General features: G+C 49.1%; 19 protein-coding genes and 1 tRNA gene. 16 read left to right on the top strand and 4 right to left on the bottom strand.

Features of this window, described 5'->3' with window-relative positions:
- Positions 1 to 68 precede the first annotated feature (68 nt).
- The 11 genes from CSD97_RS00420 to CSD97_RS00370 all read left to right on the top strand — a co-directional run bounded on the left by CSD97_RS00420 (position 69) and on the right by CSD97_RS00370 (position 14,884).
- Entirely contained in the window at positions 69 to 2,207 is a 2,139-nt protein-coding gene (locus tag CSD97_RS00420) for a penicillin-binding transpeptidase domain-containing protein (RefSeq protein ID WP_061411071.1), read from the top strand.
- A 45-nt stretch (positions 2,208 to 2,252) separates the two neighbouring features.
- On the top strand, positions 2,253 to 3,701 hold the full coding sequence (locus CSD97_RS00415) for a UDP-N-acetylmuramoyl-L-alanyl-D-glutamate--2,6-diaminopimelate ligase (RefSeq protein ID WP_009037699.1): 1,449 nt from the start codon (positions 2,253 to 2,255) through the stop codon (positions 3,699 to 3,701).
- A 122-nt stretch (positions 3,702 to 3,823) separates the two neighbouring features.
- Positions 3,824 to 5,092, top strand: a complete 1,269-nt coding sequence (gene mraY / locus CSD97_RS00410; RefSeq protein WP_005830392.1) for a phospho-N-acetylmuramoyl-pentapeptide-transferase — start codon at positions 3,824 to 3,826, stop codon at positions 5,090 to 5,092.
- A 98-nt stretch (positions 5,093 to 5,190) separates the two neighbouring features.
- Positions 5,191 to 6,525, top strand: coding sequence for a UDP-N-acetylmuramoyl-L-alanine--D-glutamate ligase (murD, locus tag CSD97_RS00405; RefSeq protein ID WP_057097762.1), 1,335 nt, complete (start codon positions 5,191 to 5,193; stop codon positions 6,523 to 6,525).
- A gap of 91 nt (positions 6,526 to 6,616) precedes the next feature.
- Positions 6,617 to 7,933, top strand: coding sequence for an FtsW/RodA/SpoVE family cell cycle protein (locus CSD97_RS00400; RefSeq protein WP_005834555.1), 1,317 nt, complete (start codon positions 6,617 to 6,619; stop codon positions 7,931 to 7,933).
- A gap of 99 nt (positions 7,934 to 8,032) precedes the next feature.
- Positions 8,033 to 9,256 (top strand): undecaprenyldiphospho-muramoylpentapeptide beta-N-acetylglucosaminyltransferase, encoded by a 1,224-nt coding sequence (gene murG, locus CSD97_RS00395; protein ID WP_005834552.1) that lies wholly within the window; start codon positions 8,033 to 8,035, stop codon positions 9,254 to 9,256.
- 69 nt (positions 9,257 to 9,325) lie between these two features.
- Positions 9,326 to 10,771, top strand: coding sequence for a UDP-N-acetylmuramate--L-alanine ligase (gene murC, locus CSD97_RS00390; RefSeq protein ID WP_229122345.1), 1,446 nt, complete (start codon positions 9,326 to 9,328; stop codon positions 10,769 to 10,771).
- Entirely contained in the window at positions 10,764 to 11,501 is a 738-nt protein-coding gene (locus CSD97_RS00385; RefSeq protein WP_005830403.1) for a hypothetical protein, read from the top strand. The genes murC and CSD97_RS00385 overlap by 8 nt, the downstream gene beginning before the upstream one ends.
- A gap of 83 nt (positions 11,502 to 11,584) precedes the next feature.
- Positions 11,585 to 13,018 (top strand): cell division protein FtsA, encoded by a 1,434-nt coding sequence (ftsA, locus tag CSD97_RS00380; protein WP_008662688.1) that lies wholly within the window; start codon positions 11,585 to 11,587, stop codon positions 13,016 to 13,018.
- 33 nt (positions 13,019 to 13,051) lie between these two features.
- Positions 13,052 to 14,365 carry a cell division protein FtsZ gene (gene ftsZ / locus CSD97_RS00375; protein ID WP_005830408.1) on the top strand — a complete coding sequence of 438 codons (1,314 nt, stop codon included), beginning with the start codon at positions 13,052 to 13,054 and terminating at the stop codon, positions 14,363 to 14,365.
- Positions 14,366 to 14,434: 69 nt separating this feature from the next.
- Entirely contained in the window at positions 14,435 to 14,884 is a 450-nt protein-coding gene (locus CSD97_RS00370) for a GatB/YqeY domain-containing protein (RefSeq protein ID WP_005830410.1), read from the top strand.
- Between the two features lie 337 nt (positions 14,885 to 15,221).
- Here CSD97_RS00370 and recO read toward each other — a convergent pair whose 3' ends face one another.
- Positions 15,222 to 15,950: a DNA repair protein RecO gene (gene recO / locus CSD97_RS00365; RefSeq protein ID WP_005834546.1), complete on the bottom strand. Its 729-nt coding sequence runs from the start codon at positions 15,948 to 15,950 to the stop codon at positions 15,222 to 15,224.
- 287 nt (positions 15,951 to 16,237) lie between these two features.
- On the opposite strand from recO, the gene CSD97_RS00360 reads away from it, so the two are divergent.
- The 3 genes from CSD97_RS00360 to gyrB all read left to right on the top strand — a co-directional run bounded on the left by CSD97_RS00360 (position 16,238) and on the right by gyrB (position 18,771).
- Positions 16,238 to 16,309 (top strand) — tRNA-Glu (locus tag CSD97_RS00360).
- A gap of 40 nt (positions 16,310 to 16,349) precedes the next feature.
- A complete protein-coding gene (gene rpsT, locus CSD97_RS00355) occupies positions 16,350 to 16,604 on the top strand; it encodes a 30S ribosomal protein S20 (protein WP_016272441.1) in 255 nt (84 codons plus the stop codon).
- A 205-nt stretch (positions 16,605 to 16,809) separates the two neighbouring features.
- The gene (gene gyrB / locus CSD97_RS00350; RefSeq protein ID WP_005830422.1) at positions 16,810 to 18,771 is read left to right on the top strand and encodes a DNA topoisomerase (ATP-hydrolyzing) subunit B; all 1,962 of its coding nucleotides are present in this window, start codon (positions 16,810 to 16,812) and stop codon (positions 18,769 to 18,771) included.
- Between the two features lie 131 nt (positions 18,772 to 18,902).
- Here gyrB and CSD97_RS00345 read toward each other — a convergent pair whose 3' ends face one another.
- Together CSD97_RS00345 and gpmI are read right to left on the bottom strand one after the other, a co-directional pair.
- Positions 18,903 to 19,484: a DUF3109 family protein gene (locus CSD97_RS00345; RefSeq protein WP_005830425.1), complete on the bottom strand. Its 582-nt coding sequence runs from the start codon at positions 19,482 to 19,484 to the stop codon at positions 18,903 to 18,905.
- Positions 19,485 to 19,596: 112 nt separating this feature from the next.
- Complete coding sequence (gpmI, locus tag CSD97_RS00340) at positions 19,597 to 21,111, bottom strand: 2,3-bisphosphoglycerate-independent phosphoglycerate mutase (RefSeq protein ID WP_098031814.1); 1,515 nt, start codon at positions 21,109 to 21,111, stop codon at positions 19,597 to 19,599.
- Positions 21,112 to 21,377: 266 nt separating this feature from the next.
- Between gpmI and CSD97_RS00335 the strand changes: the two genes are divergently transcribed.
- Positions 21,378 to 22,304 (top strand): magnesium transporter CorA family protein, encoded by a 927-nt coding sequence (locus CSD97_RS00335; protein ID WP_098031813.1) that lies wholly within the window; start codon positions 21,378 to 21,380, stop codon positions 22,302 to 22,304.
- Positions 22,305 to 22,310: 6 nt separating this feature from the next.
- Here the strand turns inward: CSD97_RS00335 and CSD97_RS00330 are convergent, their stop codons facing one another.
- Positions 22,311 to 22,919 (bottom strand): ribonuclease HII, encoded by a 609-nt coding sequence (locus tag CSD97_RS00330; protein ID WP_098031812.1) that lies wholly within the window; start codon positions 22,917 to 22,919, stop codon positions 22,311 to 22,313.
- Positions 22,920 to 23,016: 97 nt separating this feature from the next.
- Between CSD97_RS00330 and CSD97_RS00325 the strand changes: the two genes are divergently transcribed.
- Entirely contained in the window at positions 23,017 to 24,639 is a 1,623-nt protein-coding gene (locus tag CSD97_RS00325) for a tetratricopeptide repeat protein (protein ID WP_098031879.1), read from the top strand.
- The last annotated feature ends 107 nt before the right edge of the window (positions 24,640 to 24,746 follow it).

The raw sequence follows: 24,746 nt of genomic DNA, 5'->3' as shown, positions 1-24,746 counted from the left end.
GTAATTTCAATAGTACATCGTAAATCGTTAAATCGTAAATAACATTGGCTGTAAATAAAAAAAACATAATGACCCGTTACTTCTTCGTCGTCCTACTCATGGGGCTGGTGGGGATAGCTATTGTTGTGAAAGGCGCCATGATTATGTTTGCCGAGCGACAGTACTGGCACGATGTAGCCGACCGCTTCGTAAAAGAGAATGTAACGGTGAAGCCCAACCGGGGAAATATCCTGTCCTCGGATGGCAAACTGATGGCAAGTTCGCTGCCGGAATATAAAATATATATGGACTTCATGTCCGGCGAAAGGGACGAGAAGCGCCGCAAAAAGGATCAGCAGCGCAAGGATTCTATCTGGAAAGCCAATTTCGATTCCATCTGTATCGGGCTTCATCAGATTTTTCCGGACATCAGCGCCGCCACCTTCAAAAGCCATCTGCGCAAGGGGCGGGAGATGAAGAGCCGGAACTACAACATTCTTCCCAACCGCAACCGGCGCATCTCTTACATTCAGTATAAGGAAGCCAAGCGGTTACCCGTATTCAAGATGAACAAGTACAGAGGGGGGTTCCACGAACAGATATACAACCAGCGTAAAAAGCCGTTCGGTTCTTTGGCAGCCCAAACCCTGGGCCGTCTCTATGCCGATACAGCCATGGGAGCCCGTAACGGCATTGAACTGGCCTTCGACACCCTGCTGAAAGGACGGAACGGTATTACCCACCGTCAGAAGGTGATGAACAAATACCTGAATATCGTAGACCTTCCCCCGGTAGACGGTTGTGACATCATATCCACCCTCGACGTAGGCATGCAGGACATCTGCGAAAAAGCCCTGGTGGACAAGTTGAAGGAAATCAATGCCAACGTCGGGGTAGCCGTACTGATGGAAGTGGCTACCGGAGAAGTAAAGGCCATTGTCAACATGATGAAAGCCGGAGACGGCAATTACTACGAAATGAACAGTAATGCCATCAGCGATATGTTGGAACCGGGCTCCACCTTCAAGACAGCCTCCATTATGGTGGCACTGGAAGATGGCAAGATAACCCCGGATACCGAGGTAGACACGGGCAACGGTATTATGAATATGTACGGCAGCAAGATGAGAGACCACAACTGGCACCGGGGAGGTTATGGAAAGATAGATGTGACACGTATTCTGGAAGTTTCTTCCAATGTGGGCGTCTCCTACCTCATCGACAAGCACTACAAGGATAATCCGCAGAAGTTCGTGGACGGTTTGAAGCGCATGAGCATCGACCAACCGCTTCATCTGCAAATACCCGGTGAAGGGAAACCCAACATCAAAGGGCCTAAAGAGCGTTATTTTGCCAAAACGACTTTGCCGTGGATGAGTATCGGTTACGAAACCCAGGTACCTCCCATAAACATACTGACCTTCTACAATGCCATAGCCAACAACGGGGTCATGGTACGCCCCAAATTTGTGAAAGCAGCGGTAAAGGACGGTGAGGTAGTGAAAGAATATCCTACGGAAGTAATCAATCCCAAGATATGCTCCGACCATACCCTGACACAAATCCGCGAAATCCTTCGGAAAGTGGTATCGCAAGGATTGGCAAAACCCGCCGGCAGCAAGCAGTTCTCTGTATCGGGCAAGACGGGTACGGCACAGATTTCACAAGGAGCCGCCGGATATAAGTCGGGACGGGTGAACTACCTTGTAAGTTTCTGCGGATATTTCCCCTCGGAAGCACCCAAATACAGTTGCATCGTTTCCATCCAGAAGCCTGGGTTACCAGCTTCAGGCGGTCTGATGGCAGGTAGTGTCTTCGGGAAAATAGCAGAAAGAGTTTATGCCAAAGACCTGCGTTTTGACATACGCAGTGCCATAGACAGTACCACCAATGTGATTCCTCCCGTGAAAGCCGGAGAGATGAACGAAGCACTCCTTGTACTGAATGATTTGAAAGTGCCCGTTCAGAAACAGTTCTCTGGACAAAAGAAAAAGGAACAGTGGGGACATACACAAGCTGCTCCGTCGGCAGTCATCCTGCAAGACCAGGAACCGGCCTCGGGCACCGTGCCCAGCGTGGTAGGTATGGGAGCGAAAGATGCTGTCTACCTTTTAGAGAGTAAAGGACTGAAAGTAAGGCTAAACGGCGTAGGACGGGTGAGGAACCAGTCCATAGCAAGCGGTAGCCGGATAGTGAAAGGACAAACCATAGCCCTGACACTACGTTAACATGAGAATAAACAAGATTTGGATATACACTATATATAATAAGGTATGAGATTAAGTGATTTGTTGCAAACAATACAGCCGGTCCGGATTACCGGAAGTACAAGCATGGAGATAACGGGGGTGAATATAGATTCCCGCCTGATAGGAACCGGACATCTGTTCATGGCCATGCGTGGTACGCAGACCGACGGGCATGCCTATATTCCGGCTGCCATCGATAAAGGGGCTGTTGCAGTATTGTGTGAAGAATTGCCGGAAGAGCTTAAGGCCGGCATCACCTACATTCAGGTGAAAGACAGTGAAGATGCCGTAGGGAAAGTGGCTACCACTTTCTATGGTGACCCTACATCCAAGATGGAACTCATCGGCGTGACCGGAACCAACGGAAAAACAACCGTTGCCACCTTATTATATAATACTTTCCGCTATTTCGGCTACAAGGTCGGACTGGTTTCCACTGTATGCAATTACATCGACGACCTGCCCGTACCGACCGAACACACCACCCCGGACCCGATAACCCTGAACCGCCTGCTCGGAGAAATGGCAGATTCCGGCTGCAAGTATGCCTTCATGGAAGTCAGTTCCCATTCCATTGCCCAGAAGCGCATCAGCGGTCTGAAGTTTGCCGGCGGTATTTTCACTAATCTGACCCGCGACCATCTGGATTATCATAAAACGGTGGAGAACTACCTCAAAGCCAAGAAAAAGTTCTTCGACGAACTGCCAAAAGGAGCTTTCAGCCTGACCAACCTGGATGACAAGAACGGACTTGTGATGACGCAGAATACCCGTTCGAAGGTATACACCTACTCTTTGCGTAGTCTTAGCGACTTCAAAGGCAAAGTCTTGGAGTCTCATTTCGAGGGAATGTTGCTCGACTTCAACAATCACGAACTGGCAGTACGTTTCATCGGAAAGTTCAATGCCTACAACCTGCTGGCGGTATTCGGTACTGCCGTATTGCTTGGCAAGAAAGAAGAGGATGTACTGGTTGCCCTCAGCACGCTGCATCCGGTAACCGGCCGCTTCGATGCCATCCGTTCACCGAAAGGCTACACCGCCATTGTGGACTATGCGCATACTCCAGACGCCCTGGTCAATGTATTGAACGCCATTCACGGAGTGCTGGAAGGAAAAGGGAAAGTGATTACCGTTGTGGGCGCCGGCGGCAACCGCGACAAAGGCAAGCGTCCCATCATGGCCAAAGAATCCGCCCGCTTGAGCGACCGGGTCATCATCACCTCCGATAACCCGCGCTTTGAAGAGCCGCAGGACATCATCAACGACATGCTGGCGGGACTGGATAAAGACGACATGCAGAAAACCATCAGCATCACCGACCGCCGCGAAGCCATCAAGACAGCCTGCATGCTGGCACAGCCGGGAGACGTGATTCTCGTTGCAGGCAAGGGGCATGAGAATTATCAGGAGATTAAAGGCGTGAAACACCATTTTGACGACAAAGAGATATTAAATGAAATAATGTGCTGATATGCCAATGTGCTAATTGCCATGCGTCATGTAGGATATTCATTCCTTTACCAGCAGATATACCAGACTATCAATTAGCATATTGGCACATTAGCACATTAAACAATTAAATAATTAACATCATGTTATACTATTTATTTCAATGGTTAGACAAATATGACTTCCCCGGTGCGGGCATGTTTGGCTATACATCCTTCCGTTCGTTGATGGCAATCATTCTGGCATTGCTCATTTCGAGTATCTGGGGAGATAAGTTCATCAATCTACTGAAACGCAAGCAGATTACTGAAACGCAACGTGATGCCAGCATCGACCCGTTCGGCGTAAACAAGGTGGGAGTACCCAGCATGGGCGGTGTCATCATTATTTTTGCCATACTCATTCCTTGCCTACTACTGGGCAAATTGAGCAATATTTATATGATATTGATGCTGATTACCACAATCTGGCTGGGGTCGCTGGGCTTTGCCGACGACTACATCAAGATATTCAAGAAGGACAAGGAAGGCCTGCACGGTAAGTTCAAAATCATCGGTCAGGTAGGCTTGGGACTTATCGTCGGACTGACTCTCTACCTCAGTCCGCAGGTGGTTATCCGCGAGAACATAGAAATAGAGAAACCGGACGGACAGATAGAAGTGGTGCATGCCGCCAAGGAAATCAAGGCAACACAGACCACCATCCCATTCTTCAAGAGCAACAACTTCGACTATGCCGACCTAGTGGGCTTCATGGGTGAACATGCCCAGACAGCAGGTTGGATACTGTTTGTGATTATCACGATTTTCGTAGTTACCGCCGTCAGCAACGGAGCCAACCTGAATGACGGAATGGACGGAATGGCGGCAGGGAACTCTGCCATTATCGGACTGACCTTGGGAATACTCGCCTACGTATCGAGCCACATTGAATATGCCGGCTACCTGAATATCATGTACATTCCCGGCTCGGAAGAACTGGTAATCTTTATCTGTGCCTTCATCGGTGCACTTATCGGCTTCTTGTGGTACAATGCCTATCCGGCCCAGGTATTCATGGGCGATACGGGCAGTCTGACCATTGGAGGAATCATCGCAGTATACGCCATCATTATTCACAAGGAACTGCTGATACCCATCCTTTGCGGTATCTTCCTGGTGGAGAACCTTTCGGTCATCCTGCAACGCCTCTACTACAAGGCAGGCAAGCGGAAAGGCGTGAAACAACGTCTCTTCAAAAGAACACCGATACACGACCACTTCCGCACTTCCATGAGCCTGATAGAGCCGGGATGCAGCGTAGTATTCACCAAACCGGACAAGCTGTTCCACGAATCCAAAATCACCATCCGCTTCTGGATTGTGACGATTGTATTGGCAGCGATAACGATTATAACATTAAAAATTAGATAACAAACAAATGAAGAACTAAGAATGAAGAATGAAGAATTTAGCTGTACATCATCTCGCTGCATAGCGATTCTTCATTCATCATTCTTAATTAAAAAAGTATGAGTAGAATTGTAGTATTAGGAGCTGGCGAAAGCGGCGCAGGCGCTGCCGTACTGGCCAAAGTGAAAGGATTCGACACGTTCGTCTCCGACATGTCCGCCATCAAAGACAAATACAAGGAACTGCTGGATAAATACGGCATTGCCTGGGAAGAGGGACACCACACAGAAGAGCTGATTCTGAATGCTGACGAAGTAGTGAAAAGCCCCGGTATTCCCAACGACGCTCCGCTCATTATGAAATTAAAGGAAAAAGGTACGCCCATCATCTCTGAGATAGAGTTTGCGGGACGGTACACTGACGCAAAGATGGTCTGTATCACCGGCTCGAACGGAAAGACTACAACCACCTCGCTCATTTATCACATCTTCAAGAGTGCAGGCCTGAACGTCGGCCTCGCCGGCAACATCGGCAACAGCCTGGCCTTGCAGGTAGCCACGGAGCAGCATGATTACTACGTCATTGAGCTGAGTTCCTTCCAGCTGGACAATATGTATAACTTCCGTGCCAACATTGCCGTACTGATGAACATCACACCAGACCACTTGGACCGTTACGACCACTGTATGCAGAAATATGTGGACGCCAAATTCCGCATCACCCAAAACCAGACACCGGAAGACGCTTTTATCTTCTGGAACGACGACCCCATCATCAAGCGCGAGCTGGACAAGCATGGCCTGCGCGCCCATCTCTACCCGTTCGCTGCCGTGAAGGAAGACGGGGCCATCGCATACGTGGAAGACGGTGAAGTGGAAATCAACGAACCGATAGCCTTCAATATGGAGCAAGAGGAGCTGGCGCTGCACGGCACACACAACCTATACAATTCGTTAGCCGCCGGCATCTCGGCCAATTTGGCCGGCATCCGGAAAGAATATATCCGCAAAGCCTTGTCCGACTTCAAGGGAGTGGAACACCGGTTGGAGAAAGTAGCCACCGTACGCGGCGTGAGCTTCATCAACGATTCCAAGGCTACGAACGTAAATTCCTGCTGGTATGCCCTACAAAGCATGACCGGCAAAACCGTACTTATCCTCGGCGGTAAAGACAAAGGAAACGATTACACGGAAATCGAAGACCTCGTACGCGAAAAGTGCTCTGCCCTGGTCTATTTGGGATTGCACAACGAAAAGCTGCACGCCTTCTTCGACCGTCTGGGACTGCCCGTAGCCGACGTGCAGACCGGCATGCAGGATGCCGTAGAAGCAGCCTTCAAGCTGGCAAAGAAAGGTGAAACCGTGTTGCTCAGTCCTTGCTGTGCCTCCTTCGACCTCTTCAAGAGCTATGAGGACCGCGGCGATCAGTTCAAAGCATGTGTCAGAGCACTATAAGATACAGATGCCGTAACAGTCCTATTACGAATTCCGTAACAAGAACGGCAACTTTTAATTCTTTAATTATTAATTTTTAATTTGCGAAGCATTGGATTTATTAAAGAGCATATTCAAAGGCGATAAAGTGATTTGGATTATTTTCCTTTTCCTTTGCCTCATCTCCATCACAGAGGTATTCAGTGCTGCCAGTACGCTGACCTACAAGAGTGGCGACCATTGGGGACCGATTACGCAACACAGCATCCTCCTGATGGTAGGCGCCGTCATTGTAGTACTGGTACACAACATCCCCTATAAATGGTTTCAGGTGTTCCCGGTATTCCTGCTTCCGATATCCATCGGACTGCTGGCTTTTGTGATGCTGATGGGATTCATTACCGGCGACCGCGTAAACGGCGCAGCCCGCTGGATGACCTTCATGGGTATTCAGTTCCAGCCGTCGGAAATAGCGAAGATGGCCGTCGTCATCGTTACCGCCTTTATCCTCTCGAAAGGGCAGGATGAAGACGGTGCAAGTCCGAAAGCCTTTAAGCGCATCATGATTATTACCTGCATTGTCTGTGGCCTTATCCTGCCGGAAAACTACTCGACGGGAATGCTGCTCTTCGGAACGGTCTACCTGATGATGTTCATCGGGCGGGTATCTGCCAGGAAACTGCTGATACTGGGAGGAGGGATTGTGGCATTCGTAACAGTCTTTGTCGCCTTCCTGCTGGCCACGCCAGACAAGACATTGGAAAATATACCGATGGGGCACCGCTTCACCACTGTAAAATCCCGTATTGCAGACTTTACCAACAAGGAGGAAGTTCCTGCCGCCAAATTCGACATCGACGGCGACGGGCAAGTGGCACATGCCCGTATTGCCGTAGCTACGAGCAACGTTGTAGGCAAGGGTCCGGGAAACTCCGTACAGCGTGACTTTCTGAGCCAGGCATTCTCCGATTTCATCTATGCCATCATCATCGAGGAACTGGGACTGGTAGGCGGAATAGTCGTTGTGTTCCTTTATGTCTGCCTATTGGTGCGAGTGGGCCGTATCGCCAAAAAATGCGACCGCACTTTCCCCGCTTTCCTCATTACCGGAATAGCCTTGCTGCTCGTCACGCAGGCGCTGTTCAACATGATGGTTGCCGTAGGTCTGGCACCCGTCACGGGACAACCGCTTCCACTCATCAGCAAGGGTGGTACATCCACTTTCATCAACTGTGCCTACATCGGCATGATACTGAGTGTCAGCCGCTATACAGCCAAGCTGGAGGAACAGCGGATGCATGATGCGCAAGTGCCGATGCTGATAGATGCCGGAAATGCCGAGAACCCGGAACAACCGGCCGATAGCGAAGCACAGACAGCCGCCGAGCCGACAGCAAAGGTACTGAACAGTGATGCGGAGTTTGAATAACAGCCTCTCCCCCAACCCCTCCCCCGTAGGGAGGGGAGAAAAGAATAATTGAGTAATGGAGAGCATGCCAATAATACAAAAATAAAAAAGAACAAGAATATGAGTAAAGAGGCGAACAACTATACAACCAAAAGTAACTCTACCCCTCTCCCTACGGGGAAGGGGGTGAGGCTTATCATCAGCGGCGGCGGTACCGGAGGACATATCTTTCCGGCCATCTCCATCGCTAACGCCATAAAAGAGTTGTGTCCCGACGCGGAGATTCTCTTCGTAGGTGCCGAAGGAAGAATGGAAATGCAGCGTGTTCCAGATGCCGGTTACCGGATTATAGGCTTACCCGTTGCCGGATTCGACCGTAAACATCTGTGGAAGAACTTCTCCGTACTGCTGAAACTGATACGAAGCCAGTGGAAAGCACGGAGCATCATCAAGGAGTTCCGCCCGCAAGTAGCCGTCGGTGTAGGTGGCTATGCCAGTGGTCCTACGCTGAAAATGGCGGGCATGATGGGTATTCCCACGCTGATACAAGAACAGAATTCCTACGCCGGTGTCACCAACAAGCTGCTGGCACAGAAGGCATGCAAGATTTGCGTGGCCTACGAAGGTATGGAAAAATTCTTCCCGGCAGAAAAGATAATCATGACAGGTAATCCGGTGCGCCAGAACCTGCTCGGACATTCCATCCTGCACGCAGACGCCGTAAAGTACTTCGGATTGAACCCGGAAAAGAAGACTATCCTCATTCTGGGCGGCAGTCTTGGAGCGCGTACCATCAACCAGACATTGACTGCCGGACTGGATGTCATTCGTACCCACCCCGACGTACAGTTTATCTGGCAGACTGGCAAGATATACATTGACCAAGTCAGAGAAGCCATTACAGCCACTACGGGAGAAGCCGTACGTAACCCGCATATCAGTGCCATTCCGAATCTGTATGTGACGGACTTCATTAAGGATATGGCAAACGCCTATGCCGCTGCCGATCTGGTGATTTCACGTGCCGGAGCCGGTTCCATCTCCGAGTTCTGCCTGCTGCACAAGCCGGTCATCCTGGTTCCCTCACCCAATGTGGCCGAAGACCATCAGACCAAGAATGCGCTGGCGCTGGTGGATAAGGATGCAGCTATCTATGTGAAGGATGTGGAAGCGAAAGAGAAGCTGCTGCCGGTGGCGTTGGAGACAATCGCTAACCCCGAGAAGCTGCAAGACTTGAGCAAGAATATCGCCAAGCTAGCGTTGCCGGACTCGGCGACAATTATTGCGAAGGAGGTATTGAAGAGCCTCTCCCCTTGTCCCTCCCCCGTAGGGAGGGGGGAATAGATAGTACTGCTATCGTTCTTTTTATAATATCATACTTTTGGAAGAAGAGTTTGAAGAAAAAATTTGAATATGAATAAAAATATAAGCAATAGTAACTCATCTCCCCTCCCTACGGGGGAGGGGCAGGGGGTGAGGCTTGAAGCCATTCGCTCCGTTTATTTCGTCGGTGCCGGCGGCATCGGCATGAGCGCTCTGATACGCTATTTCCTCTCTAAAGGAAAGACAGTAGCGGGCTACGACCGTACGTCGAGCGAACTGACAGAACGTCTGATTACGGAAGGAGCACAGATACACTACGAAGAGGATATCGACCTTATTCCGGAGGAGTGCAAAGACAAGGCAAGCACGCTCGTGGTCTATACCCCCGCCGTGCCGCAAGGGCATGCAGAACTGACCTATTTCCGTGAAAACGGCTTCAACATACATAAGCGCTCCCAAGTATTGGGCATCATCACCCGCAGCAGTAAAGGCCTGTGCGTGGCAGGTACGCATGGCAAGACTACCACCAGCACCATGGCTGCCCACCTGCTGCACCAGTCACACGTGGGCTGCACCGCCTTCCTCGGAGGCATTTCGAAGAACTACGGTACGAATCTGCTGCTTTCCGCCACCAGCCCTTATACCGTTATCGAAGCGGATGAGTTCGACCGCTCCTTCCACTGGCTATCGCCCTGGATGAGTGTCATTACTGCCACCGACCCCGACCACCTGGATATATACGGCACCAAAGAAGCCTATCTCGAAAGCTTCCGCCACTACACCACGCTTATCCAGCCGGGCGGCGCCTTGATTCTGCACAAAGGACTGGAAATGCAAGCCGACGTACAACCGGGCGTCACCACCTATACCTACTCGCGCAACGAAGGCGACTTCCATGCCGAGAATATCCGCATCGGAAACGGTGAAATCTTCATCGACTTCGTGGCGCCTGACACCCGCATCAACGATATTCAGTTGGGGGTTCCCGTCAGTATCAACATCGAGAATGGTGTTGCCGCCATGGCACTCGCCCATCTCAGCGGTGCCACCGACGAAGAAATCAAGCAAGGCATGGCAAGCTTCCGCGGAGTGGACCGCCGCTTCGACTTCAAGCTGAAGAACGACCGGATTGTATTCCTCAGCGATTACGCCCACCACCCTGCCGAAATAGCCCAAAGCGTGAAGTCCGTCCGCGAGTTGTACCAAGACAAGAAGATAACCGTCATCTTCCAGCCCCACTTGTACACCCGTACTCGCGACTTCTATCGTGACTTTGCAGACAGCCTTTCCCTATCCGACGAGGTGATTCTGACAGAGATATACCCTGCCCGCGAGCAACCGATTCCCGGCGTGACGAGTCAGCTGATTTATGACAACCTCCGCCCCGGCATCGAGAAATGCATCTGTAGGAAAGAAGACGTCCTCAGCCTCCTCGCCCAAAAGCACACCGAAGTATTGGTAGTGCTGGGAGCCGGAGACCTGGACAACTATGCGCCCCAAATCACCCAACTATTATCAGAAAAATATCATGGTTAAAAGGATTCTACTTTCTATCGTTCTGTTGCTTGTCATTGCTTACCTGGTAGTGGCTGTCACAGCTTTCAACCGCAAGCCCACCTCGCAGGTGTGCCAAGACGTGGAACTGGTGATAAAAGACACGGTATATGCCGGCTTCATCACGAAGAAGGAAGTAGCTACCCTGCTGGAAAAGAAAGGCATCAGCCCCATTGGGAAAGACCTGGAACGCGTGCGTACCAAGACCTTGGAGCGCGAACTTGCCAAGCATCCCCTCATCGACCAGGTGGAGTGCTACAAAACCCCGAGCGGCAAGCTCTGCATCGAAGTGACCCAGCGCACCCCCATCCTGCGCGTGATGAGCGCCAACGGCGAAAACTACTATCTGGACAACAAAGGTACCGTGATGCCCCCCGATGCAAAGTGCGTTGCACACCTCGCCGTTGTAACCGGAAATGTAGAAAAGTCGTTTGCCATGAGGGATTTATATAAGTTTGGTGTATTTTTGCAAAAGAATTCTTTTTGGAATGCACAGATAGAGCAAATTCACGTATTGCCCGGCAAGAACATCGAGTTAGTGCCCCGTGTCGGCGACCATCTTATCTATTTAGGCAAGATTGCCGGATTCGAGAAGAAGCTGAAACGTGTAAAGGCATTCTACGAAAGAGGATTGAACCAGGTGGGTTGGAACAAATACTCCCGTATCAGCGTTGAATTTGATAATCAAATCATCTGCACAAAGAGAGAGTAGAGAAAGGGATTTACTAATAGTCCTTCTTTATCAAAGCGCAGCAAATAGTAAATTGTAAATAGTAAAATAGTAAATAAATAGATATGGCAACAACAGATTTCATCGCCGCTATCGAGTTGAGTTCTTCCAAGATTTCCGGTATCGCAGGAAAGAAGAGCAGTGACGGAAGTATCCAGGTGTTGGCTTATGCACGCGAAGATGCATCCCCGTTTATACACAAAGGGGCCATCTACAACATTGACAAGGCCGCACAAGCGCTGACTTCCATCATCAACAAGCTGGAAGGCCAGTTGAACAACTCCATCGCCAAAGTATATGTAGGCATCGGCGGACAATCATTGCGCACGGTGAGGAATGCGGTAAGCCGTACGCTGGAGGAAGAGAGCATCATTTCGCAAGAACTGGTAGACGAGATTTGCGACGAGAACCGTGATGTACCTCTGGTAGACATGAGTGTGCTGGATGTAGCCCCGCAAGAATACAAGATAGACAACACGCTGCATGTGGAGCCCGTAGGAGTTGCCGGAAGATACATCACCGGACAGTTCCTCAACATCGTGGCGCGTGCCTCGCTGAAGAAGAACCTCGAACACAGCTTCGAGCAAGCCAAAGTGGAAATTGCCGACGACCTGCTCGTGGCTCCCACTGCGTTGGCCAAAGCCGTGCTGACCGAAAACGAGATGCGTTCAGGCTGTGCACTGGTGGACTTCGGTGCCGACACCACCACCGTGCTGGTCTATAAGAACAATATCCTGCGCTACCTCAGCGTACTGCCGCTGGGTGGAAACAACATTACCCACGACATCACTTCCCTGCAAATGGAAGAGGAAGATGCCGAGAAGCTGAAACTGCAATACGGTGATGCCCTCTACGAGGAGGAAGAAGACGCCGAGACCCCTGCCGTATGCACGTCGGAAGACGGCCGTACCTTTGAACTGGCCCTGCTGAACAATATTATCGGAGCACGTGCAGAAGAAATTCTTGCCAACGTATGGAACCAGTTGCAACTTTCCGGCTACGAGGACAAACTTTTCTCCGGTGTTGTATTCACCGGTGGAGGAGCCAATCTGAAGAATCTTGAGAAAGCCTTCCATAGAGTGAGCAAGATTGAAAAGGTAAAGACCGCCAAGTTCGTACAGACCACCGTCCACACACGCAGCGACGAGCCCAAGAAGGACGGCATGCACAACACACTGCTGGGCCTGCTGGCTGCCGGCAACGAGAATTGCTGCCTGCAAGAGGTGAAGCCGGTGCAGCAGCCTGCCTCCAATGTTCCTCCCAAACCGGTCGACATATTCGTTGACGACGAAGCGCTGAAAGAGCAGGAAGCCGCCGCACGCGCCGCCAAGGCACAGCGCGAGAAGGAAGAGAAAGAACGCAAGGAGCGTGAGCGCAAAGAAAGGGAGCTGCGCGAAAAGGAAGAAAAGAAGAAGAAAAAGAAAGAAGGCCCCAGCTGGTTCGAAAAGACTTTCAACAAGCTTTCCAACGAAATCTTCTCGGACGACGATATGAAGTAATAATGTGATAATGTGCCAGAAAATTAAGTTATTATGGAAGATATAGTACAATTCGATTTCCCGACCGATTCACCGAAAATCATTAAAGTAATCGGTGTAGGTGGAGGTGGCGGCAATGCCGTGAACCATATGTACCGGGAAGGTATACACGACGTGACGTTCGTACTGTGCAACACAGACAACCAAGCGTTGAAGGACTCTCCCGTGCCCGTGAAGTTACAGCTTGGAAAAGAAGGCCTGGGAGCCGGAAACCGCCCTGCCCGTGCCCGCAAGGCAGCAGAAGAGAGCATCGAAGACATCAAGAATATGCTGAACGACGGCACCAAGATGGTATTCATCACTGCCGGAATGGGCGGTGGTACCGGTACGGGTGCCGCACCCATCATTGCACAAACCGCCAAGGAAATGGACATCCTGACCATCGGCATCGTCACCATCCCTTTCCGCTGGGAGGGCGACAAGAAGATAGACCAGGCACTGGATGGCGTAGAGGAAATCAGCAAGCACGTAGATGCCCTGCTGGTCATCAACAATGAAAAGCTGAGCGAGATATACAGCGAGCTATCCGTAGACGACGCGTTTGACAAGGCCGACGACACCCTTTCGGTAGCCGCCAAGAGTATTGCCGAAATCATCACCCTGCATGGAAAGGTGAACCTCGACTTCAACGACGTGAAAACAGTGCTGAAGGACGGCGGCGTAGCCATCATGAGTACCGGCTACGGCGAAGGTGACAACCGTGTCAGCGAAGCCATCAAGAACGCGCAGCACTCGCCGTTGCTGAACAACAACGACATCTTCAACTCCAAGAAAGTACTCCTCAACATCTCTTACAGTGCACAATACAAGCTGATGATGAGCGAAATGGACGAGGTGAAGGAGTTCATGAACCGTTTCAGCCGCGACTTCGAAACCAAATTCGGTATGGCCATTGACGACAAGCTGGAACAGAAAGTGAAAATCACCCTGCTTGCCACTGGTTTCGGTATCCAGGACATCCACATGAAGGAAATGGACGACCGCATCACCCAGCGCACCGCCGAAGAACAGCAACGCCTTGCCGAGCTGGAGGAGGAAGAGGAACAGAGACGCAACCGCCGCGAAGTGTACTATGGCAAGGATGCCAATGCCCGTTCCCAGCGCAGCCGCCGTCGCCATATCTATCTCTTCAATCCCGAAGACATGGACAACGCCGACATCATCAGCATGGTAGAGAATTCTCCGACCTATCTGCGTGACAAAAGCACGCTGAACAGCATCAAGATGAAGGCAGAGCAGGAAGGGCAGCTCGCCACCGAAGCCGCGCAAGAGGCAGAAGGCGGTGCAGGGGGAGTCATCACCTTCTGATTTTTCCGTTCCCGATATGTAAAACCATCCTCCTCCCCTTCGGGGGAACAGGAGTAAACCTATAACAATATGGATTTATTTGAAAAAGTCAGCGAAGACATTAAAACAGCCATGAAAGCCAAAGACAAAGTGGCTCTCGAAACATTGAGAAACGTAAAGAAAGTATTCCTTGAAGCCAAAACCGCTCCCGGAGCCAACGATACCCTGAGCGATGCAGATGCTTTGAAGATTATCCAAAAACTGACCAAGCAAGGCAAAGACGCCGCTGAAATCTATGTACAGCAAGGTCGCCAGGACTTGGCAGACGATGAGCTGGCACAAGTAAAGGTGCTTGAAACCTATCTGCCCAAGCAGATGAGCGCCGAAGAACTGGAGGCAGCCTTGAAGGAAATCATAGCCGAAGTCGGCGCCACCAGCGGCAAGGACATGGGCAAGGTGATGGGTGTAGCCAGCAAGAAACTTGCCGGACTTGCCGAAGGCCGCGCCATCTCAGCCAAAGTAAAAGAGTTGCTGGGATAAAGAAATACACTTCCCCTATCATATAAGCCGTGCTTCAACAGAGGGACTCAGCGTCCAAAGTCTGTTGAACACGGCTTTTTACATACCAATCCATATCCTCCCCCACAAGAGATTATACGCTATCTATCAACGCATTATATTTACCGACCGTTTACCATAAGATGTAAAAGCCGTTACCTAATGATGTAACGACGGTTACCCTATATTGAAACGGTCGTTACCCTATATTGTAACGACCGTTACAGCTTATCGTAACGACCCTTACAGCAGTAAGTAAAACTCCCTACTCCTATAATAAAGGCAGCGCACACTTATTGGGCCGTTACATCGACGATAATCAATCAAAAAGCTCCTTCAATACCTCAAGTGATTTCAATACCGGGAAATCCGGCAGATGCAGACGATAATATTCATTCATAATGTTCAGGCAGCGGGTACGCTCCAACCGGTTCATGGTGAAAAGATGCATCGTTTCATAATTCATGCGCATCAGCTGTGTCAGGCGGGCCGCCTCCTCGGGAGCGATGTAATTGGAATGGAGCTGCGGACGCAAGGGAGTGAAACAAGCATTCTGCAAATCGAAGTAATCTCCGGCATGATAATCCTCCAGGTTGGGATACAAACCGAGAAAACGGGAAAGGCGCATCAGGAAGACCAGATGGAAATTGGCAAACCCCTCCCTGCATTCATCCAGCCAGATGACGGAATGATACAGATAAGCAAACAGCGGACGGTTCTCTGCCTCCTCCCGGACGGCGCGATAAAGGAATTCCGAAAGAAACAAAGCGATGGCAGATTTGTAGGGATCGTAGGGAAGCGTGGCGAAAGGATAAAGAGACTTCGCCTCCTTCACCTTATATATAGTGGCATTAGGACGGAAATCGGCTTCAAGTTCCACCAATGCCAGCGGCTGGAAGAGTACCGGCTTCACCGCCGCCTTGCGCGAACGGGGTATGGACACCATGAAGGAAGCCCTGCCAGCCACCTCCGTATAGATGTCTGCAATGAGAGATGTATCCTTATATTTCAAGGTATGCAGCACAATTCCCAGTGTTTTCTGTAACATTCCCGATTTCTTTATCTGGTTTCAATCTGATAACAAAGCTACAAAAAAAGCCCGAAAGAAGAGAAACAAAAGGAGAAGAATAAAAAAACAAGGTAAGGAGTGCAAAAAGCAAAATCACGTATTATACTGATTTTCAATAAACAAAACGCTAGCCTATGACAAAAAGCAACAAAAAGATATATTTTTTTCTTGCGAATGTTTTGGTAATTCAAAAATAGTTTCTACCTTTGCATCCGCAAACGAGAAATAAAGGCTCTTTGCAAGAGCGGAAACGCTCATCAAAGGATGGCCCGTTCGTCTATCGGTTAGGACGCAAGATTTTCATTCTTGAAAGGGGGGTTCGATTCCCCCACGGGCTACAAAATAAAAAAATAAACGAATTAAAAAAGATTAGTCGAGATGGCAAATCATAAATCATCACTGAAGAGAATCAGACAAGAAGAAACAAGAAGACTTCACAACAGATATTATGGCAAGACCATGAGAAACGCTGTTCGTAAGCTTCGTGCTACTACAGACAAAGCTGCAGCAACAGCGATGTATCCGGGTATCACAAAACTGTTGGATAAATTGGCTAAGACTAATGTAATCCACAAGAACAAGGCTAACAACCTGAAGTCAAAATTGGCTATCTATATCAACAAGCTGGTTTAAGTTGACTGTTACACAAAAGATATTACAAGGCTGGACTTTTTAGTCCGGCCTTTCTCATTTATACCTCTCTATTTACCTGCTTCCACACAAGTTTCTTTTCTGTGCTAAAAAGCTGTAAACTACCCGAATTTATCCGTTTGTTTAGCACCATATCCCGAGGATTTTCACTATATTTGCTCTGTTATTACAATAAGGAAAAAAGATTATGACTGAAGAACAGATTCACTCCAATAACGGGAGCTATTCTGCCGAAAACATCCAGGTACTGGAAGGTTTGGAAGCAGTGAGAAAGCGTCCCGCGATGTATATTGGCGACATTAGCAGCAAAGGACTTCACCACCTGGTGTACGAGGTTGTGGACAACTCCATCGACGAGGCACTTGCCGGCTATTGCGACCACATCGAAGTCACCATTAACGAGGACAACTCCATCACCGTACAAGACAACGGACGTGGTATCCCGGTAGACTATCACGAAAAGGAAAAGAAATCCGCACTGGAAGTTGTAATGACCGTACTGCATGCCGGAGGTAAGTTCGACAAAGGTTCCTACAAGGTATCGGGAGGTCTGCATGGTGTAGGTGTATCTTGCGTAAACGCCTTGTCTACACACATGACTACCCAGGTTTTCCGTAACGGAAAAATCTATCAGCAGGAATATTCCTGCGGACATCCGCTCTACTCCGTCAAGGAAGTGGGCACAACAGACATTACCGGTACACGCCAGCAGTTCTGGCCGGACGATACCATCTTTACGGAAACAGTCTACAACTATGATATTCTTGCCACCCGCATGCGCGAGTTGGCTTACCTGAACGCAGGCATCAAGATTTCACTGACCGACCTTCGCGTAAAGGACGAAGAGGGAAATGCCAAGAAGGAAATCTTCTACTCGGAAGAAGGCCTGAAGGAATTTGTGCGCTACGTAGACTCCTCACGCGAGCACTTCATGAACGATGTAATCTACATCAACACCGAGAAGCAAGGCACACCGGTGGAAGTAGCCATCATGTACAACACTTCTTATAACGAAAATGTACACTCTTACGTAAACAACATCAATACCATTGAAGGGGGTACCCACTTGGCAGGTTTCCGCCGTGCACTGACCCGTACATTGAAAAAATACGCCGAAGACAACAAGATGCTGGAGAAAGCCAAGGTAGAGATTGCAGGCGACGACTTCCGCGAAGGATTAACTGCCGTTATCTCCATCAAGGTGGCAGAGCCTCAGTTCGAAGGACAGACCAAGACAAAGCTGGGTAACAACGAAGTGATGGGTGCCGTAGACCAGGCTGTGGGCGAAGCCCTCACCTACTACTTGGAGGAACACCCGAAGGAAGCCAAGCTGATTGTAGACAAGGTGATTCTTGCCGCCCAGGCACGTATCGCCGCACGTAAGGCACGCGAATCCGTACAACGCAAATCGCCGATGTCCGGCGGTGGCATGCCCGGTAAGTTGGCCGACTGCTCCAGCAAGGACCCGGAAGAATGCGAATTGTTCCTCGTCGAGGGTGACTCGGCAGGCGGTTCAGCAAAGCAAGGCCGTAACCGTGCGTTCCAAGCTATCCTGCCGCTTCGCGGTAAGATTCTGAATGTGGAAAAGGCCATGTGGCACAAGGCATTCGAGAGCGACGAAGTAAACAATATCATCCAGGCGCTGGGCATCCGTTTCGGCGTGGACGGTGAAGACAGCAAAGAAGCGAACATTGACAAGCTGCGCTACAAGAAGATTATCATCATGACCGATGCCGACGTCGATGGTTCTCACATCGACACGCTGATTATGACGCTTTTCTTCCGCTACTTCCCGCAAGTTATCCAGCAGGGTTGCTTGTACATCGCCACTCCTCCCCTTTACCTTTGCACCAAAGGCAAGGCGAAAGAGTATTGCTGGACAGACCAGCAGCGCCAGAAGTTCATCGACACTTACGGCGGCGGTTCGGAAAACGCAGTACACACCCAACGCTACAAAGGTTTGGGTGAAATGAACCCGGAACAGTTGTGGGAAACCACCATGAATCCGGAAAACCGCATGCTGAAGCAGGTGCATCTTGAAAATGCAGCCGAAGCCGACTATATCTTCTCCATGCTGATGGGTGAAGACGTGGGCCCGCGCCGCGATTTCATCGAAAAGAATGCAACGTATGCAAATATTGACGCTTAATAAATAATAAATAACCAACCTCACATCTTACAACGAGGAAGCCCCGGACGGGCAGGATAATCCTGCTGACCGGGGCTTTTCCTTTATCCCTCTTCTCCTCCAAAGAAGAGGCCCGTCTCCGCACGGAAGAACTATAGGATTCCTTGTTTTTTCATCTCTTCCACTACCAATTCCAGCTCTGCATACCAGTCCTCACCAAACTTACGGATAAGCGGCTCTTTCAGAAACTTGTACACGGGCAGATTTTCCTTTTGCCCCAACAGTATAGCGGCTTTGCAGACATCCCAACGATGATAGTTCACTGCCTTATAGAGTCCGTAGTTCCCCACCCTTATCGGATAGAGATGGCAGGATATAGGTTTGTAGAAGTTGGTCCTACCCTCACGGTAAGCCTTTTCGATGGCACAATAGCAACAGCCTTTATCATCATAGCAGGTAAAGACGCAATCCTTGTTGTTTACAATAGAAGTCACCAGGTCACCTTCACAATCGGTATAGACCACACCTTGCTCCTCTATCACGGTACGGGCTTCGGGAGAAAGCTCGTCCCAAATCAGCGGAAGCACCTCTTCCAGTTTCTCCACCTCGTCCAGCTCTACGGGAGCACCGGCATCGCCCTCAATGCAGCAAATCCCCTGGCAGGCACCCAAGTCACACAAGAACTTCTCGCGCAAAACATCGAAAGAAACCACAACATCACCAATCTGTATCATAATCGTTCTATTGAAAAAAGACGCGGATTATCCGGATTGCACAGACTCAACTTTAAGAGCATCCGTGGAATCCGTATAATCCGCGTCTAAATATTGTTACGGCTTTGACGCCTTACTTAATCAAATCCTTACCAGTCATTTCGGCCGGCTGCTCCATACCCAAGATATGCAGGATAGAAGGAGCTACGTCAGCCAATACACCGTTCTCAACCTTGGCGTCCTTGTTTGCAGTAACGTAAACGAAAGGAACGGGGTTCAGAGAGTGGGCAGTATTCGGAGTACCATCCTCATTCAGAGCATGGTCGGCATTACCGTGGTCGGCGATGATGATTACTTCATAATCGTTTGCCTTGGCAGCCTCAACGGTGTCTTTCACACATTCGTCGATGGCTTTCACTGCCTTCTCGATAGCTTCGTAGATACCGGTATGTCCCACCATATCACCATTGGCGTAGTTCACCACGATGAAATCGAACTTCTGGGTCCTGATAGCTTCAACCAACTTGTCCTTCACCTCGTACGCACTCATTTCAGGCTTCAAGTCGTAAGTGGCAACCTTCGGAGAAGGAACCAGGATGCGCTCTTCAGCATCGTAGGGAGTCTCGCGGCCACCGTTGAAGAAGAAAGTCACGTGTGCATACTTCTCTGTTTCGGCAATGTGCAGCTGGGTCTTGCCATTGGCAGCAAGATATTCGCCCAATGTGTTCTGTACATTCTCCTTATCAAAAAGGATATGTACACCCTTGAAGCTGGCGTCATACGGAGTCATGCAGTAGAACTGCAGGCCCGGAATGGTTTGCATGCCTTGTTCGGGCATATCTTGCTGGGTGAGGACAACGGTCAATTCCTTGGCACGGTCGTTACGGTAGTTGAAGAAGATTACAACATCACCTTCCTTGATGGTACCGTCGAAGCCACCGTTCACAATCGGCTTGATGAATTCATCCGTAACGCCTTCGTCGTAGGACTCCTGCATAGCCTGGACCATATCCGTAGCAACCTTGCCTTCACCGTTTACCAACAAATCGTAGGCAACCTTCACACGCTCCCAACGTTTGTCACGGTCCATGGCATAGAAACGTCCCACGATGGAAGCAATCTTGCCGGCAGACTTCTCGCAATGGGCAGTCAGCTGCTCAATGAAGCATTTACCGCTCTTCGGGTCGGTATCACGACCGTCCATAAAACAGTGGATGAAGGTATTCTCGATACCGTATTCCTTGGAAATATCGCAGAGTTTGAACAAATGGTCAAAAGAGCTGTGCACGCCACCGTTGCTGGTCAGTCCCATAAAGTGGATATTCTTGCCGTTTTCCTTTGCATATGAGAAAGCAGAAACAATTTCCTTGTTCTTCAGGATGCTGCCATCGGCACAAGCACGGTTAATCTTCACCAAATCCTGGTAAACGATGCGTCCGGCACCGATATTGAGGTGACCTACTTCAGAGTTACCCATCTGTCCGTCGGGCAAACCAACGTTTTCACCGCTTGCCTGAAGCTCGGAATGCGGATAAGCTGCCAACAGACTGTCCCAATACGGAGTAGGTGTATTGAAAATCACATCATCTTTACCTTGATCGCCGATGCCCCAGCCATCAAGAATCATTAAAAGGGCTTTCTTACTCATAATATTAATCGAATTTAATTGTATAATCTTTTTGTATGATACAAACGTTCTTTATAGTAGGAACCTGTTTTTGCGCTGCAAAGGTACAAAAAACAGCTGTTAAAGCGTACTGTTTCAAATGATTTATGTACTTTTGCCACGCTTAAAAAATAAAAAACAAGAAATATGGACGATTCAAACCCACGAACGTGCAATAGTATTCACCAATAAAACGAACGGAGACGTTGACTGCAATGCCTCTGTTCCAAGCTGAAAGGAGGCAAACAATGAGAAAGTATCTCTACAGTGAAAACGGCTTCACTGAAAAGGCCGAATGGCAACCCAACTGCTGGGTCAACGTAGAATGCCCGGACAACGATGATTTCAAATTCCTTACCGAAGAGCTGAAAGTTCCCGAATCATTCTTGGAAGACATAGCCGACGTGGACGAGCGCCCGCGTACGGAAACAGAAGACAACTGGCTGCTGACCATCCTCCGCATCCCGATGCAGAGCAACCAACGCGGCGTGCCGTTCATCACCGTGCCCATCGGCATTATCACCAATGACGGAATCATCGTTTCTGTCTGCTATCACCACACGGAGCTGATACCGGACTTCATCCAGCACACACGCCGGAAGAACATAGTCGTCAACAATAAACTGGATTTGATTCTGCGAATCATCTACTCTTCCGCCGTCTGGTTCCTGAAGTATCTGAAACAGATAAACAACGACGTGGCCACCGCCGAAAAAGAGCTGGAGAAAAGCATCCGCAACGAAGACCTCCTGCAACTGATGAAGCTGCAGAAGACGCTGGTCTACTTCAACACTTCCATCCGTGGCAATGAAGTGATGATAGGACGGCTGAAAAACATCTTTCAGGACACCAATTATCTGGATTTGGAATTATTGGAAGACGTGGTCATCGAGTTGAAGCAGGCATACAATACCGTGAACATCTACAGTGATATCCTGACGGGAACCATGGACGCCTTCGCCTCCATCATCTCCAACAATGTGAATGCCATCATGAAACGTATGACAAGCCTCAGCATTACACTGATGATTCCCACGTTGATAGCCAGTTTCTACGGCATGAATGTGGACATCCACCTGGAGAGTTTTCCGCACGCGTTTATTTTCATCATACTTTTGTCGGCAATATTATCAGCAATGACATTCGTATGGTTCAGAAGGATTAAGTGGTTCTAAACAGCATCATTGTCCGAAGTTCAGCGACAACTGCCCATCCCCCAAAAGATTGAACGTCAAGCGATGATAGGGTGTAGTGCCCCGCTCGGCAATGGCGGCACGATGTTTTCTGGTGGGATACCCCTTGTTATGATTCCAGTCATAATACGGATATTCCTCGTGAAGGCGGTTCATGTAGTCATCACGATAGGTCTTTGCCAAGATGGAGGCGGCAGCGATGGAAAGGTACTTCCCGTCTCCTTTGACTACGGTAGTATGCGGCAAGTCCCGATATTTTTTAAAGCGGTTGCCGTCTATCAGCAGATGTTGCGGACGGACATTCAGTTGGTCAACAGCACGATGCATAGCAAGAAAGGAGGCATTGAGAATATTGATTTTGTCAATTTCTTCGGGAGAGACGACGCCCACCGCCCAAGCCAGAGCCTCTTTCTCAATCACTTCACGCAAGGCATAGCGTTGTTTTTCCGTCAGCTGCTTGGAGTCGTTCAGAAGTTCATTCTTAAAGTCCGTCGGCAGAATAACGGCAGCGGCATAGACCGCACCGGCCAGACAGCCGCGACCGGCCTCATCGCATCCTGCCTCTATCAAATCTTTATTCAAATAAGGTAATAACATATATATCGCTATCTTTGAGGCACAAAGATAAATCTTTTCGGAAGGAAACCGGACTTCTAAGAAGAATTAATTAAATTTGCGGAAACAAGACGATGCCATGAAGAAAAACCTATGTCTACTACTCGTATGTCTTCTGTCAGCAGCTGCCCCACTGCAAGCTCAAGACATGCAGCAAGCACAGAAATTGATTGACCAAGCACAGAAATACCTGTACAACAACCCCAAACAAGCTTCCTACTATGCAGCTCAGGCTTCTGCCTTGTTTCCCGAAGATGAGCCCAGTGAGGTCCGCGCACAAGCCATGTTCCTTTATTGCCAGGCAGAACAGCTATTGGGCAACTTTGACTTGAGTCTCAAGAATCTATATGATACCCAGAAATACATCGATCCTGCAAACAAGCAACAAAGTGCCCAACTATACTCCCTCATGGGACGTGTCTACAGTAAGCTGGGAGACTACAACAAAGCCATAGAACTAAACGACAAGGCAACCTCCATATTCAAAGTCATCGGTGATTCCACTTCTGTAGCCGGATGCTATAACGAACGTGGAGTCATGCACCACTTCATGAATGAGTTTGTTGTTGCCGAGCGTTTCTTCCAGCGTGCGCTGGCCATCAACCGTGCCCAACGAAACCTGAAAGAGATTGCAACCAACCTGAACAACCTCTGTCTGTACCGGGGAAATACGGAAGAGAAACTTTCTTTCATCCAGGAAGCCATCACCATCAACAAGAATCTGGACGCCCAATGGTCTCTTGGCGAAAACTATAACAACATGGGGAAACAGTATTACTATGACAAGCAATACTCCAAAGCCTTGGAAGCCTTGCATAAAGCCTACGAGTATGCCCACAACATCGGAGCCCGCGAACTGATTTGCGACAATTACGAATATTCGTCCATGGTATATGCAGCTATAGGTGACTATGCCCAAGCCTATAAATACCTGGAGAAAATGCAGCACCTGAGCAAAGAGCTACAAAGCAGTAACAAGCTGCGTAACATTGAGCAGGAAATCTCCTATAAAAGATATCAAGACCAGAAGCATGCCACTGAAATGCAGGAACAAATCTATGAAATAGAACTGCTGAAACGCAATCTATGGCTCTTGGGCAGCATACTTATTCTCGGTTTGGCTGTCAGTATCTTCTTATATAAATGGTATAAACGTAGAAAAGACCTGCAACTGATTGAAACCCGCTATCAGCTGGAACTCTCCGAACGCGAAGTATCCGAACTGAAACTACAACAGCAAGAAATGGAACTGAAAAACGTGCAGAGTGCTTTGGATGACAGCCGCCAGGAGGTTACCAGCTTTGCCGTGTTCCTAAGAAGCCGCAATGAGCTACTCGACAAGATACGTGGAATGATTAAAGAGGGTTATAAAATGGATAACCAAACACTCATTCCCCACCTGAAGAAAGTGAATGCCTTCATCAGCCAATATCAAAGCGGAGATAAGACAAACAGTAGCTTATTGCTGAATATAGAAGAAAAGAACAAGGAATTCCTGGACCGGCTCGCACTAAAGCATCCTAATCTGACGCAAGGTGAAAAATACCTAGCAACTCTATTACGCGTCAATCTGTCAACCAAAGAAATCTCCATGATAACCGGTACCATTCCCAAAACAATCAATATGAACCGGTATCGTTTACGCAAATCTTTGAACTTATCCACAGAAGAAGACTTGGTTGAATACCTTCAGAGTTTCTAAAAACGAAGCCAAAGAGAAAAGCTCTCTTGTAGATAGATTATATTAGAATATAATACTATTATTCAACGATTTAGCAATCGGATTGTAGATTAAATAACAGTACTTTC

Origin of the sequence: Bacteroides sp. AR29, assembly GCF_900217715.1 — a bacterium.
GTDB classification, from domain to species: domain Bacteria; phylum Bacteroidota; class Bacteroidia; order Bacteroidales; family Bacteroidaceae; genus Bacteroides; species Bacteroides uniformis.
The sequence above is the reverse complement of the archived record's forward strand: the minus strand, read 5'-3'. Positions and strand labels throughout refer to the sequence as shown.